This window comes from Rhizobium sp. P2_G9 (genome assembly GCF_056403475.1).
This window is the reverse complement of sequence record NZ_JBFUFK010000022.1, coordinates 1-14,122: the sequence shown is the minus strand read 5'-3', so window position 1 is coordinate 14,122 and position 14,122 is coordinate 1. Positions and strand designations below refer to the sequence as shown.

12 protein-coding genes and 1 pseudogene are annotated in these 14,122 nt (G+C 62.4%); 10 read left to right on the top strand and 3 right to left on the bottom strand.

Annotation, left to right across the window (positions count from 1 at the left end; translation table 11 throughout):
* Positions 1-156 precede the first annotated feature (156 nt).
* From AC1DYF_RS19040 to AC1DYF_RS19000, 9 genes are all read left to right on the top strand, one after another.
* The gene (locus tag AC1DYF_RS19040; RefSeq protein ID WP_477878321.1) at positions 157-2,010 is read left to right on the top strand and encodes a sensor histidine kinase; all 1,854 of its coding nucleotides are present in this window, start codon (positions 157-159) and stop codon (positions 2,008-2,010) included.
* 2 nt (positions 2,011-2,012) lie between these two features.
* Positions 2,013-3,365, top strand: a complete 1,353-nt coding sequence (locus tag AC1DYF_RS19035) for a sigma-54-dependent transcriptional regulator (RefSeq protein WP_477878407.1) — start codon at positions 2,013-2,015, stop codon at positions 3,363-3,365.
* A 23-nt stretch (positions 3,366-3,388) separates the two neighbouring features.
* A complete protein-coding gene (locus AC1DYF_RS19030) occupies positions 3,389-3,640 on the top strand; it encodes a hypothetical protein (protein ID WP_477878320.1) in 252 nt (83 codons plus the stop codon).
* A complete protein-coding gene (locus AC1DYF_RS19025) occupies positions 3,637-4,521 on the top strand; it encodes an AraC family transcriptional regulator (RefSeq protein ID WP_477878319.1) in 885 nt (294 codons plus the stop codon). The genes AC1DYF_RS19030 and AC1DYF_RS19025 overlap by 4 nt, the downstream gene beginning before the upstream one ends.
* A gap of 206 nt (positions 4,522-4,727) precedes the next feature.
* Positions 4,728-5,795 carry an ABC transporter substrate-binding protein gene (locus AC1DYF_RS19020; RefSeq protein ID WP_477878318.1) on the top strand — a complete coding sequence of 356 codons (1,068 nt, stop codon included), beginning with the start codon at positions 4,728-4,730 and terminating at the stop codon, positions 5,793-5,795.
* A gap of 86 nt (positions 5,796-5,881) precedes the next feature.
* Entirely contained in the window at positions 5,882-6,703 is an 822-nt protein-coding gene (locus AC1DYF_RS19015) for an ATP-binding cassette domain-containing protein (RefSeq protein WP_477878317.1), read from the top strand.
* A complete protein-coding gene (locus AC1DYF_RS19010) occupies positions 6,700-7,953 on the top strand; it encodes a sugar ABC transporter permease (protein ID WP_477878316.1) in 1,254 nt (417 codons plus the stop codon). Before AC1DYF_RS19015 ends, AC1DYF_RS19010 begins: the two co-directional genes overlap by 4 nt.
* Before the next feature lie 25 nt (positions 7,954-7,978).
* A complete protein-coding gene (locus AC1DYF_RS19005; RefSeq protein WP_477878315.1) occupies positions 7,979-8,707 on the top strand; it encodes an SDR family oxidoreductase in 729 nt (242 codons plus the stop codon).
* A gap of 29 nt (positions 8,708-8,736) precedes the next feature.
* The gene (locus AC1DYF_RS19000) at positions 8,737-10,341 is read left to right on the top strand and encodes an FGGY-family carbohydrate kinase (protein ID WP_477878314.1); all 1,605 of its coding nucleotides are present in this window, start codon (positions 8,737-8,739) and stop codon (positions 10,339-10,341) included.
* 20 nt (positions 10,342-10,361) lie between these two features.
* On the opposite strand, the gene AC1DYF_RS18995 is transcribed toward AC1DYF_RS19000, so the two are convergent.
* Both AC1DYF_RS18995 and AC1DYF_RS18990 read right to left on the bottom strand, forming a co-directional pair.
* The gene (locus tag AC1DYF_RS18995) at positions 10,362-12,239 is read right to left on the bottom strand and encodes a HAMP domain-containing methyl-accepting chemotaxis protein (protein WP_477878313.1); all 1,878 of its coding nucleotides are present in this window, start codon (positions 12,237-12,239) and stop codon (positions 10,362-10,364) included.
* Between the two features lie 291 nt (positions 12,240-12,530).
* Positions 12,531-12,929 (bottom strand): DoxX family protein, encoded by a 399-nt coding sequence (locus AC1DYF_RS18990; protein ID WP_477878312.1) that lies wholly within the window; start codon positions 12,927-12,929, stop codon positions 12,531-12,533.
* 104 nt (positions 12,930-13,033) lie between these two features.
* Here AC1DYF_RS18990 and AC1DYF_RS18985 point away from each other — a divergent pair, with 104 nt between their 5' ends.
* Complete coding sequence (locus tag AC1DYF_RS18985; protein WP_477878311.1) at positions 13,034-13,939, top strand: LysR family transcriptional regulator; 906 nt, start codon at positions 13,034-13,036, stop codon at positions 13,937-13,939.
* 16 nt (positions 13,940-13,955) lie between these two features.
* Here AC1DYF_RS18985 and AC1DYF_RS18980 read toward each other — a convergent pair.
* Positions 13,956-14,122 (bottom strand): annotated as a pseudogene (locus tag AC1DYF_RS18980) (IS630 family transposase); the annotation flags it as partial.

The window sequence follows — 14,122 nt, the reverse complement described above, 5'->3', positions numbered from 1 at the left end:
CCACATTTGCAACGTGCGTGCCAACTTACTCTATTCTATTTAAGTTATTGAATTAAAATAACTATTTTCTTAGTTTCGTGTTGCTGCTGATCAGTTTGTGCGGGCTTTCACACAAATTGAATTGAGATGTGTGTGAAAACATGCACAAGATCTTCTATGCCTGAAACCCAGATCGAAGCCGGTCCATCCATCGCGCAGCTGCAGCGCCGCGCCCGCGTCGCATGGTTCTGGTCCGTGTTCGCCGCCGTCGCAGGGGCGATCCTGGTGGCCTATGGGGCGCGTGAGTACGGGCGATCGGCGGCGATCTGGGACCTCAGGCAGCAGGGCCGCACGGAGGCCAATCTCAAGGTGGCGCTGTTGCGAGCGGTGCTCGAGCGGCCCCGGGCCTTGCCGCTGGTGCTTGCCGAGGATCGCGACATCACCGACGCGCTTGCGACGAAAACCATGCAGGACGTCGATCGCCTGAATCGAAAGCTGGAAAGCCTGGTCAAGGGGACGAAGGCGGCGGTCATCTATGTCACCGGCGCCAACGGTGTCGCCATCGCATCCAGCAACTGGCGCGAGCCGGTTAGCTTCGTCGGCAACAACTATTCCTTCCGCGACTATTTCCGCATGGCCATGGCGGATGGCGTGGCTGAGCATTTCGCGCTGGGCAATGTCAGCAAGCGGCCGGGGCTTTACATCTCCCGCCGTGTCGGCCCGGCCGGCAATCCGCTGGGTGTCGTCGTGGTGAAAATGGAATTCGATCAACTCGAAACAGACTGGCGCGACACCGGGCGGCCGGCTTTCGTCACCGACAACCGCGGTGTCGTGCTGATCACCAGCATCTCCTCCTGGCGCTTCATGACGATGCAGCCGCTGGCGCCGGAACGCCTGGCCGAGATCCGCCGTAGCTTGCAGTTCGGTGACGCGCCGCTCGAGCCGTTGCCGATGCTGGACCGGATCACAATGTCGCCGGGGACGGAGGAGGTTCGTGCCGTGCTGCCGGGAACCGGCGAGGCATCCTATCTCGGGCTCGCCACCCAGGTGCCAACAACACCCTGGACACTGCGATATCTCCTGCCGATCGAGCCGACGCTCGGCACCTCGGTGAGCCGCTCCATGCTGATCGCCTTCGCCGTGCTGATGCCGGCTTTCCTGCTGGCCGCCGTGGTCCTGTGGCGACGGCAAGCGGCGGTGCTGAGGCTGGCGCTTGCCTCGCAGGCACGCGGCGAGCTGGAGCGCCGGGTGCTGGAACGTACCGAGGATCTGAGCCGCGCCCGTGACCTGCTCGAGGTCGAGATCGCCGAACATCGCAGCACGGAGCAGCGGCTGCAAGGCGTGCAGCAGGAACTCGTCGCCGCCAACCGGCTTGCCATTCTCGGGCAGGTCGCGGCCGGCGTGGCCCACGAGATCAACCAGCCGCTCGCCACCATCAGGGCCTATGCCGACAATGCGCGCGTTTTTCTCGAACGGGACAAGACCGCTCCGGCGGTCGAGAACCTGACGTCCATCGCGGAGCTTACGGAGCGGATCGGCACGATCACCGACGAGCTCAAGGCCTTCGCTCGCAAGGGCCGGTCTGCGCCCGAACCAATCGTGCTCCGCGCCGTGATCGAGGGTGCCGTTGTGCTGCTGCGCAGCCGCTTTGCCGGCCGCATGGAAGCGCTCGACATCCTGTCGCCGTCGCCGGAACTCAAGGTGCTCGGCAACCGCATCCGCCTGGAACAGGTATTCATCAATCTTTTCCAGAACGCGCTGGAAGCACTTGAGGGGAAGGGCGGCGCCCGGGTCGAGGTGCGAGCCGTGGAAACGCCTGGCAGGATCGAGGTCACCATCGCCGACAACGGCCCGGGAATTCCGCCCGACATACTCGAGGCGCTGTTCACGCCGTTCAACACGTCCAAGGAACGGGGCCTCGGGCTGGGTCTCGTCATCAGCAAGGAAATCCTGGCCGACTATGGCGGTACGATCGCGGTGCGCAGCGATGGCAACGGCACCTGCTTCACGATCGGCTTGAAAAGGGCATGAACATGGATGCGGCACATTCAGTTTTTCTCGTCGACGACGACAGGGATTTGCGAAAGGCGACGGCCCAGACGCTCGAACTCGCTGGCTATGAGGTCAGCGCCTTCGGCCGGGCATCGGAGGCGCTCGACGCGCTGCCGGCAGATTTCCCCGGCGTCGTGGTCAGCGACATCCGCATGCCCGAGATCGACGGGCTGGAGCTGTTCGAGCGCCTGCAGGCGCGCGATCCCGACCTGCCGGTCATCCTGATCACCGGCCATGGCGATATTCCCATGGCGGTTCAGGCGATACAGGGCGGGGTTTACGACTTCATCACCAAGCCCTTTGCCGCCGAACGGCTGTTGCAGAGCCTGGCGCGGGCTGAGGAGAAGCGGGCGCTGGTGCTGGATAACCGCAGGCTGAGGCACGCCATCGAAGCGGCTGGCGACGACATGCCGCTGCTCGGACAGACATCTTCCATGGCCCGGCTTCGCCACACATTGCGCCAGATTGCCGATACCGATGTCGACGTGCTGGTCACCGGCGAGACCGGCAGCGGCAAGGAAGTGGTGGCCAACCTGCTGCATCGCTGGGGCCGGCGCCGTCATGGCAATTTCGTTGCACTCAATTGCGGTGCACTGCCGGAAACGGTGATCGAGAGCGAGTTGTTCGGCCACGAGGCCGGCGCTTTCACCGGCGCGCAGAAAAAGCGTGTCGGGCGGATCGAGCATGCCAGCGGCGGCACGCTGTTTCTCGACGAGATCGAAAGCATGCCGGTGGCGACGCAGGTGAAAATGCTGCGGGTGTTGGAAATGCGCGAGATCACGCCGCTTGGCACCAATGAGGTCCGGCCCGTCGACCTCCGCGTCGTTGCCGCCGCCAAGGTTGATCTTTCCGATCCGGCCAGTCGCGGCGATTTTCGCGAGGACCTCTACTATCGACTCAACGTCGTGACCATTTCCATTCCGCCGCTGCGCGAACGCCGCGAGGATATACCGCTGCTCTTCACCTATTTTGCCGGGCGGGCCGCGCGACGGTTTCGGAAGGACATGCCGGAAATCGGTCGGCCGCTGCTGGATGGACTGCAGAAACGCGATTGGCTCGGCAATGTCCGCGAGTTGTCGCACTTTGCCGAACGCTTTGTGCTTGGCCTGGAAGGGGAGCTGGAACCAGCACCCGTGTTGTCCGCGACCGAGGGCACCACGCTGCCGGAAAAGCTTGAGCGCTTCGAAGCTGAAGTCATCCGCAATGCATTGAGCCTCTACAAGGGCGATGTGCAGCAGACGATCGAGGCGCTTGGTATCGCCCGCAAGACATTTTACGACAAGCTGCTGCGCCACGGCATCAACCGCTCGGATTACCGGCTGCGCAATGATTGACGATCGGGGAGCGGCTTCGGTCAATGCGGGACGGCTTCCCGCCTGCGGTACTCATTTTCAGCCAATCTATCCCTGTTCACACGCTGCAAATCCGCACGCTCCAGCATACCTGGAACAAATTCGTGCGCAAAAATATCAAAAAAGTATCGGTAAGCGATGTCAAACTTGGTGGCGCTGCCGCCCATCCTGACGTAATTTCTTCACATGAGGAGCAGGCATACACGGGTCACGGCCTGACGCGCAGCGTCATCGGGCCGAGGAGGAGACGGAAATGAAGCCGGATCTTGAGGTCGTTCAGATACGCGAGGGCGAGTCCTTCAAGGCCTGGTCGCATGGCTATCCCTTCCGCACCGTGCGCTGGCATTTTCATCCGGAATACGAGATCCACATGGTGGTGGCGACCCATGGCCGCTATTTCGTCGGCGATTTCATCGGCGAGTTCGAGCCGGGCAACCTGGTTCTGGCCGGGCCGAACCTGCCGCACAATTGGGTGAGCGACATTCCGAAGGATACCAGTGTGCCGCTACGCTGCCGGATCATCCAGTTCAGCGAGGAATTCATCGCCGGCGCCATGGGCCTGTTTCCGGAACTTGCCGCGCTCGGTCCGATCCTCGACTCGTCGCGCCGGGGCTTGCGTTTCCCCGAAGAGACGAGCCGGTTGGTGGCGCCTGTTATGGAAGAGATGATGACGGCGCAGGGCGTGCGCCGCATCGAGCTTTTCATGATGATCGCCGGCGCGCTCAGCCGGGCGCAGGGTGCCGAAATGCTTGCCAGCACCAGCTATCTGCCCGACCCGTCAGGCTATATGTCAGCCGGCATGAACCAGGCGCTTGCCTATATCCGCGAGAACCTGACCGTGCCTTTCGACGAGGCCGACCTCGCCAAGATCGCCGGGCAGACGACCAGCGCGTTTTCGCGTGCCTTTCGCCGCCACACCGGCATGTCGCTGGTGCAGTATGTGAAGCGGCTGAGGATCAACCTCGCCTGCCAGATCCTGATGAGCGACGAGCAGGCGTCGATCACCGACATCTGTTACGAGGTCGGTTTCAACAATCTTTCCAACTTCAACAGGCAGTTCCTGGCGGAAAAGGGCATGCCGCCCTCGCAATTCCGCAGGCTGCTGGTCGAGAACATAAACGCGGCCAAGGCCGCCTAAAGGGAGGAAAAGGGAGGAACGCATTCGACGGATCTGAAGGACATGGGCGCGCCCTGAGCGGCCCGTGACGGGAGGCGCTTGTCCAGATTTCTGAAAACGGTGGCGGTCGGCGGAGGAGTCGCTTGGCACCGAAGAGAGATCATGTGCGCCGACACTAGCAACCCAATCACCGACTGACAACTATCTCGTCAAAGGGAGTAGACGACATGACAGCAATTCATTTCAAGCGTGCCGGCATTGCCGCTTTCGCACTGACGCTTATGAGCGGCGCCTCGGCCCTCGCCGGGTCCACGGTGGAAAACGCCACCGTGGCTTTCCTGATGCCGGACCAGGCCTCGACACGCTACGAGCAGCACGACTATCCGGGCTTCAAGGCCGAGATGGCAAAACTTTGCGCCAGCTGCAAGGTGCTTTACCAGAACGCGGATGCTGATGCCTCGCGCCAGCAGCAGCAGTTCAACTCCGTCGTGTCGCAGGGCGCCAAGGTGATCGTGCTCGATCCGGTCGACTCGACGGCGGCCGCCTCGCTGGTCAAGCAGGCCCAGTCTCAGGGCATCAAGGTGATCGCCTATGACCGCCCGATCCCGGCTGCCAAGGCCGACTTCTATGTCTCCTTCGACAACCAGGGCATCGGCAAGGCAATTGCGGATTCGCTCGTCGCCCATCTGAAAGCGCTCGGCGTAACCGCCAAGGATGGCCAGGGCATCCTGCAGATCAACGGTTCGCCGACCGATGCGGCTGCCGGCCTGATCAAGAAGGGTATCCATGAGGGTGTCGACCCGTCGGGCTATCCGTTGCTTGCCGAATTCGATACGCCGGATTGGGCACCGCCGAAGGCGCAACAGTGGGCGAGCGGCCAGATCACGCGGTTCGGCAAGAACATCCTCGGCGTCGTGGCCGCCAATGACGGCACCGGCGGCGGCGCGATCGCGGCCTTCAAGGCGGGTGGCATCGATCCGGTTCCGCCGGTGACAGGCAATGACGCGACGATCGCGGCGCTGCAGCTGATCATCGCCGGCGACCAGTACAACACGATCTCCAAGCCCTCCGAGATTGTCGCGGCCGCCGCTGCCAATGTGGCGATCAAGTTCCTCTCGGGCGAGACCCCGGAGGCCAAGACGACGCTCTATGACACGCCTTCCGAACTCTTCGTGCCGGCAGTCGTGACCGCCGAGAACCTCAAGGCCGAGATCATCGACAAGAAGATCAACACGGCGGCGGAACTCTGCGTCGACCGCTACGCCGATGGTTGCAAGAAGCTCGGCATCCAGTAACCTCCCGAGCAGAGCCGCCCGACCGTTTTCCTCGCGGCCGGGCGGCACGCCATGATCGCCAGTAAATTCGAAAGGCAGGCTCGCACATGTCGGACACGCAGCATGGTTCACCGCCGCAGCGCGAACTCGTCTTGAGCCTGCGCGGCATCTCCAAGAATTTCGGTGCGGTCTCGGCGCTGACCAATATCGATCTCGACGTGCATGCGGGCGAAGTCGTGGCGTTGGTCGGCGACAACGGCGCCGGCAAGTCGACGCTGATCAAGATCCTCGCCGGCGTGCACCAGCAGACATCCGGTACGATCGAATTCCGCGGCGACACCGTGACACTGRCCGATCCCAGTGCGGCACTGCGCCTCGGCATTGCCACCGTGTTCCAGGACTTGGCACTGTGCGAGAACCTCGATGTCGTCGCCAACATCTTCCTCGGCCGCGAGCTAAACCCCTTGAGGCTCGACGAAGTATCGATGGAAATCAAGGCATGGAAGCTTCTTAACGAGCTCTCGGCGCGGATCCCAAGCGTGCGCGAACCGATCGCATCGCTCTCCGGCGGCCAGCGCCAGACGGTTGCCATTGCCCGTTCGCTGTTGCTCGATCCCAAGCTTATCCTGCTCGATGAGCCGACCGCAGCACTCGGCGTCGCCCAGACGGCCGAAGTGCTCGATCTCATCGAGCGCGTCCGCGACCGCGGGCTCGGCGTCATCATCATCAGCCACAATATGGAAGATGTCCGCGCCGTTGCCGACCGCATCGTCGTGCTGCGGCTCGGCAAGAACAACGGCGTCTTCACGCCCGATGCCTCCAACCAGGAACTGGTGAGCGCGATAACGGGCGCCGACAACAATTCCGTATCCAGGCGCGCCAGTCGCCGCAGCGCTCTGCACGATCCGTCCCAGGAGACAAGGCCATGACCAACCCCAGCGGCAACGGCGCCGCGCCGCTCCTCGACCGCAGCGATGAGCGCGTCAAACACGCCGAAGGCATCGGCGGCGCGATCCGCGCCTTCCTCGACCGCGTGCGCTCGGGCGATCTGGGCTCGCTGCCAGTCGTGGTTGGCCTGGCGATCATCTGGACGATATTCCAGACGCTGAACCCGGTCTTCCTGGCGCCCAACAATCTGGTCAACCTGCTGTTCGATTGCTCGACGGTCGGCGTCATCTCGCTTGGCATCGTCTGCATCCTGATGGTGGGCGAGATCGATCTTTCGGTCGGCTCGGTCAGCGGCTTCGCCTCGGCCATGGTCGGCGTGCTTTGGGTCAATCTCGGCTGGCCGGTGGGCTTTGCGATCATCTCGGCCATGGTGGTCGGCGCTGCCATCGGCGCGCTCTATGCCTTCCTGTTCAACAAGTTCGGCATGCCGAGCTTCGTCTCGACGCTGGCCGGCTTGCTCGCCGTACTCGGMCTGCAGCTCTATCTGCTTGGTTCGACCGGTTCCATCAACCTGCCCTATGGCTCACCGCTGGTGAATTTCGGCCAGATGCTGGTCATGCCGGCTTTGGTGGCCTATGGGCTGGTGGCGCTTGCGGGGCTCGGCATTTTCATGACCGGTTTCCGCACTGCCGCCCGGCGGCGAGAGGCCGGCCTTTCCGCCCCGTCACTTGGCGGCATAGTCTTCAAGGCGGTGATCATCACCGTGGTGCTCGAAGGCGTCGCCCTCTATCTCAACCGCGATCGCGGCGTGCCATGGATGTTCGGCCTGTTCGTCGGGCTCGCCATCGCCATGAACTATGCGCTGACCCGCACCCAATGGGGCCGGATGATGCATGCCGTGGGCGGCAATCGCGAGGCCGCGCGCCGCGCTGGCATCAATGTCCGCTTCATCAACATGACGGCCTTCATGCTCTGCTCGGTCTTTGCGGCGGCCGGCGGTATCTTGTCGGCGGCCCGGCTTGCCTCCGCCAGCCAGCAGGCCGGCACCGGCGACGTTAATCTCAATGCCATTGCAGCGGCCGTGATCGGCGGCACCAGCCTGTTCGGCGGACGCGGCAGCGCCTATTCGGCGCTGCTCGGGATCATCGTGATCCAGTCGATCGCCTCGGGGCTGACGCTGCTCGATCTGTCGTCGTCGCTTCGCTACATGATCACCGGCGCGGTTCTCGCCATTGCCGTGATCGTCGATTCACTTGCCCGGCGCTCGCGTGTTTCCCACGGCCGTGCCTGATCCCAACAGAGAATAGAGAATGACCATGAGTGAGCAACTGAACGGAAAGGTCGCGGCCGTCACGGGTGCTGCGTCCGGCATCGGGCTCGAATGTGCCCGGATCATGCTGAAGGCGGGCGCGACCGTCGCACTCGTCGACCGGGCTGAGGACAGCCTGAGAGCCCTCTGCGCCGAGCTCGGGCCGAAGGCGATTCCGGTCGTGATCGACCTGACGAATCCGGCGAGCGTCGCCACGATGCTGCCGCAGATCATCGAAAAGGCGGGGCAGCTCGACATCTTCCACGCCAATGCCGGCACCTATGTTGGCGGCGCGATCGTCGACGGCGATCCGGACGTCTGGGACCGGGTGCTGAACCTCAATATCAACGCCGCCTTCCGCTCGATCCATGCCGTCCTGCCGCATATGGTGGAGCGCAAGACCGGCGACATCATCATGACCAGTTCGATCGCCGGCCTCGTGCCAGTGGTCTGGGAGCCGATCTACACGGCGTCGAAATTCGCCGTGCAGGCCTTCGTCCATACGGTCCGGCGTCAGGTGGCGAAAGACGGCATCCGTGTCGGCGCCGTGGCGCCCGGCCCGGTCGTGACCGCGCTGATCAGCGACTGGCCGAAGGACAAGCTCGAACAGGAACTGGCTGCCGGCGGGCTGATGGAACCGATCGAGGTGGCGGAAGCCGTGCTTTTCATGCTAACGCGGCCGCGGAACGTGACGATCCGCGACCTCGTCATCCTGCCGCAAAGCAACGACCTCTAGTCTTCCCAACCAGAAAGCCGGAATGAGCCATGGCTGAGCATTTCCTTGGTATCGACGTCGGCACGGGCAGTGCGCGTGCCGGTGTATTCGACGCGTCCGGTAACCTGCTGGGTTCGGCCAAGCGCGACATCACCCTGTGGCGCGAAGCGGGCGATATCGTCGAGCAATCGAGCGAAGACATCTGGGCCGCCGTGTGTGACAGCGTCCGCCGTGCAATCGCCGAAGCCGGTGTCGACGCGGCTTCTATCGCCGGCATCGGCTATGATGCAACCTGTTCGCTGGTCGCGCTTGGCCCGGGCGGTACCCCGCTGTCTGTCTCGCCCTCCGGCGATCCTGAGCGTAATGTCGTGGTCTGGATGGATCATCGCGCCGTGGACCAGGCGCGCCGCATCAACCAGTCCTGCGCGGGCGTGCTCGATTATGTCGGCGGCACGATCTCGCCCGAAATGGAGACGCCGAAACTTCTTTGGCTGGCGGAAAACTTGCCGGCTACATTCATGGAGGCCTTGCAATTCTTCGACCTGACCGATTACCTGACATGGCGCTCGACCGGCAGCCTGGCGCGCTCGGTCTGCACGGTCACCTGCAAGTGGACTTATCTTGCGCATGAGAAACGTTGGGACGAAGGCTATTTCAGCAAGATCGGGCTTGGTCGGTTGGCGGACGAAGGCTTTGCCCGGATCGGCACGGATATCGTCCCCGGCGGCACGCCGTTGGGCGCGGGCCTGACCGCCCAGGCCGCGGCCGATCTCGGCCTCAGCCCGGGCACGCCGGTGGCCGCCGGCCTCATCGACGCCCATGCCGGTGGGCTCGGCACGGTCGGTGCGCGGGGCGCGGCCGGTAGCGTTCTCACCCGCATGGCCTATGTTTTCGGCACCTCTGCCTGCACGATGACGACGACCTCGGAGCCCGTCTTCGTGCCAGGCGTCTGGGGTCCTTATTTTCAGGCCATGGTGCCCGGTCTTTGGCTGAACGAGGGCGGACAGTCCGCCGCCGGCGCTGCGATCGATCACCTCGTGCGCATGCATCCGGCTTCAGCCGATGCAGCGGTGATTGCCCGCGACGCTGGGATGAGCCTGAGCAACTGGCTGTCGCTGGAAGCCGAAAGGCGCGGTGGTGCCACTGCGACCATGACGCTGGTCGGCGGGGTGCACGTCGTGCCTGAATTCCTCGGCAATCGCGCGCCCTTCGCCGATCCCGACGCCAGGGCGTTGATTGCGGGCATCGGCCTGGAAACCGATATCGACAGCCTGGTCGGCCTCTACGTTGCCGGCGTCTGCGGCCTTGGCTACGGCGCCAGGCAGATCGTCCGGACACAGCAGGAGAAAGGCATTCGGACCGATACGATCGTGGTCAGCGGCGGCGCGGGTCAGAGCCCGCTTGTGCGGCAATTGCTTGCCGACGCGACCGGGCTCAACGTGACGACCACGACTTCGCCGGAGCCGGTGCTGCTCGGTTCGGCCATATTGGGGGCGTTGGCGGCTGGCCATTATCCTGACGCCGTCTCGGCCATGTCGGCGATGTCCGAACTGGCAGAGGTCCAGAAGCCGCAGTCTGGAATGCGGCAATGGCATGACCTCCGCTTCCAGGCTTTCGAGGATCTCCAGACGTTGGGACGGCGGCTAAGAACGTAGATTCACTGTAGCGCCGTCCGTTATCGGGCGGCGCGGCGTGGCGCGGCAGCAGGCGTCCAATGTTCGCTGCGGACAGAATGGGCCGTTTGCGGGCGAGCACTGGCGCGCATATGCGTATCGTCCAGCTGGAACTGATTGACCAGGTCGCGCAAGCGGCTTGCCTCGGAGGCCAGTGTCGCCGCCGCGGCTGTCGATTGCTCGACCATGGCGGCATTCTGCTGGGTCGCCTGGTCCATCTGGTTGACCGCGGTGTTGATTTCGGCCAGTCCGGTGGATTGTTCCCGCGCCGAGGTGGAGATGGCATCCATCACTTGGTTGATCTGGGCGACATAGTCGCCGATCGATTTCAGCGACAGGCCGGTTTCGAGGACCAGCTTCACGCCGTTTTCGACTTCGGTCGACGATTTCTGAATAAGCCCCTTGATCTCCTTGGCGGCCTGGGCGGCACGCTGGGCCAGTTCGCGCACTTCCTGCGCGACGACGGCGAAGCCCTTGCCTGCCTCGCCGGCACGGGCTGCCTCGACGCCGGCGTTCAGCGCCAGAAGATTGGTCTGGAAGGCGATTTCATCGATCACGCCGATAATGTTGGAAATCTGCTGCGAGCTTTCCTCGATGCGTCGCATGGCCTGCTCGGCCTCCGATACGACTGTCGACGATTTCTGGGCGCTGACATTGGCTTCCACGGCGACCTTGCGCGCCTCGTCTGTGCGCTTGGTGGCCGTCGAGACATTCGCGGTGATTTCATCCAGAGCCGCGGCGGTTTCCTCGAGCGAGGCGGCTTGGTGCTCGGTGCGCTTTGAAAGATCCTGCGCGCTGGAGGCAATTTCGCTGGTGCCGCTATCGATGCTGTGGACGGTTTGCAGCACCGCGCCGATTGTGGCGCCAAGCTGTTTGAGAGAGGCATTGAAGTCCTCGCGCAGGGTTTCGTATTCGGTCGCAAATCGCTCCGAAAGCTGGAAGGAAATGTCGCCGGCGGCAAGCCGTTTGAGGCCTTCGCCCAAAGTGCCGGTCGCAAAGCGCAATTGTTCGGCTTCACGCTCGGCGCGCTCCTGGGCCGCAGCGCGTGACGCCTCGCTCCGACTGCGTGAGGCTGCTGCCTCCTGCTCGAGCCTGACGACATTGAGCGCATTCTGGCGGAAGACTTCGACCGCGCCCGCCATTTCCCCGACCTCGTCGGCACGACCGGCATAGGGAATGGTGCTGTCGAGGTCTCCGCCCGACAGTTGCTGCATCGCCGATGCAATCCGGCGGATTGGGTTGGCAATGCCCGAAATGGCAAACACGATGCCGACAAGCGCGACGATGACCGCCAGAACGGCAATCGCGGCGGTCAAGACGAAGGCGGAACTGGCCGCCGCATCGCTCGTCTGCACGAAACCTTCCGTCTGGCTGAGGATGAAGGCCACCAGGTCTGAAACCGCCTTGTTCATCTGATCGGACTGCGCCGTCATGCTGCCCTTGAAGAGGCGAACCGCGTCGGCGGTTTTGCCATTGTTCTCCAGCGTGATCATCTGTTCGGCAAGCTGGCGATATTTGGCGAGCTCCGGTTTGATCCGATTGATCAGTTGCCTGCCGCGCTCAGTACGAACGCCCTTGTCGTATTCGGTCACGGCCTTGTCGACCGCGGCATTGGCGCCGGCGATCTGGTCGACAGCGGACTTCAGCTCCGCCGGTGTCGTTTCCAGCAGATAGTGGGAATAAGTCAGCTTCAAATCAGAGAAACTGCCCTTGATCTCACGAGCGATCACCAGCCGCTGGATCCAGAACGTGCCGATCTGTGCGGTATTGGCATTGATCGTCGAAATCGCGCTGAGCGAAATATAGGAGAGGCCGATCACGAAGGCGCATATGATCGACAATGTTATGACGAGGGCTTGCTTGATGCTTGGGCGTTTCATGCGGGTCTCCAATCCAAGTCTGTTTGGGTGACCGGCGGTTTTCGGGGTCGCTACAAAATGTCGCGCCAAGCGTCTAATTTAGTGTTAACTTTAATAAATTCTCCGTTTTATTTTTGGAACTTCCCATAATTTCCCATAAATTGTACGCAATAAGAGTTCAATCACAGATAAATGTCGGCATCCTTTGCGATAGCTGCGCGGCTGGTACAATCGAAAGCGCGCCTCTTGCGAGGCGCCCATATCGAGACCAGGAGCAAACTGCTCGAATGGAAATCAGGCTTTATCCGCTGCCTAGCGACCGGTACCGAGAAAGGCCTTCAGGCTCTCACGCTGGAAGTAGACAAGCAGGATAAGGAGCGCGCCAATGACGATCGTATGGATCCAGTCCATGTGAAGCACCGAGACTTGCGCGACGAATGCGCCAGCATCGACAGCCAGAAGCAGGAGTGCGCCGAGAGCCGACACGCGGGGAACCAGAATCGCGACGCCGCCGATCAATTCCAGAGCCGCAGTGAAATAGCGGAACCATTGCCCGAGCCCCACCTGCTGGAATTCGGCCACCATCTGCGGCTGACCGCTCAGCTTCATCACGGAGGCTGCGAGGAAGGCAAGGCCGAGCAGGATGCGTAGAACCCAGATCGCGATCGAGATGGCTTTGCCACGCGGTGCGGCACCCATAACATTTTCCATACGAATTCTCCGTCATTGATATCGTGAGACAGGCTTTAACATGCGCCATGCATTTACAGAATGGATGGAATTTCGATATTATGTATCGAAATTGGAGATACATGATGTTAAGTGCGCTCACCCTCGATCAGCTCCGCGTCCTCGTCAGCGTGGAGGAGACGGGCAGTTTCTCGGCTGCCGGACGCAGGTTGGGTCGGGTCCAGTCGGCGATCAGCCATGCGATCCAGTCGCTGGAGAGCGTTCATGGTGTCGTCCTGTTCGATCGCAGCGGCAAATCACCCAGGCTCACGGAAGCAGGCCGCGTTCTAGTCACCCAAGCGCGCCAGGTTCTGCAGCAGGCCGAAACGTTCGAGCGAACGGCAAAAGCAATTTCCACGGGATTGGAACCCGAACTGGGTTTTGCCATTGACAGCATGGTGCCGACGGAGCCGGTCCTGCGGAGTCTGGCCGGACTGCAGTCGTCATTCCCGGACTTGATGGTCACGCTGTTCACGGAGGGGCCTTGGTCGGCGGAGCGGCGCTTGCGCGAGGGCAGCGCGGCGATGGCCGTCGGGATGTTCCTTCCAGTTGCCGCGCAGGGCTTCAGAGCCTATCCCTTGACCTCCATCAGTCTGGTCCCGGTCGTTGCTCCCAACCATCCGTTGGCTCGGGAGAATTCGCCAATAACGCGGGAGCATCTGGCGCAACATGTGCAACTGATCCTGACGGATCCGGGCCAGTCCGGCGGGCAGAGTTTCAGTGTCGTCAGTTCAAAGATCTGGCGGTTCATCGACATCGCGCGACGGCTCGAATTCATGGTTGCCGGCTTCGGATGGGGTAACATGCCCTATCATCTCGTTGCTGATTATCTGGCCGATGGGAGGCTGAAACAGCTTCCTGTCGACGACCCGTCCGTGACGCCCGGTTCGCTGCCGATTTATGCCGTCTGCAGACGGGACAATCCGCTCGGCATCGCTGCCAGATGGCTGCTCGCCGAATTGCAGCGGCAGAACTGGCCGGACGACAACTAGTACCTCTGCACAGAGATTATGACTCTTTGGCGATTGGGTTTGGGTATGCTTTGGCAAGTTTGGCGCGGGCTTGCTCGGTTGAGAACATCCATTTGATGCGGGCTCCACTTTGATTGCGACGGTGTTCCCAAGGGGCGAGTTCGGCGTTGAGGCTATCGTGGCTTTCGATTCGGCGGTTAAGAC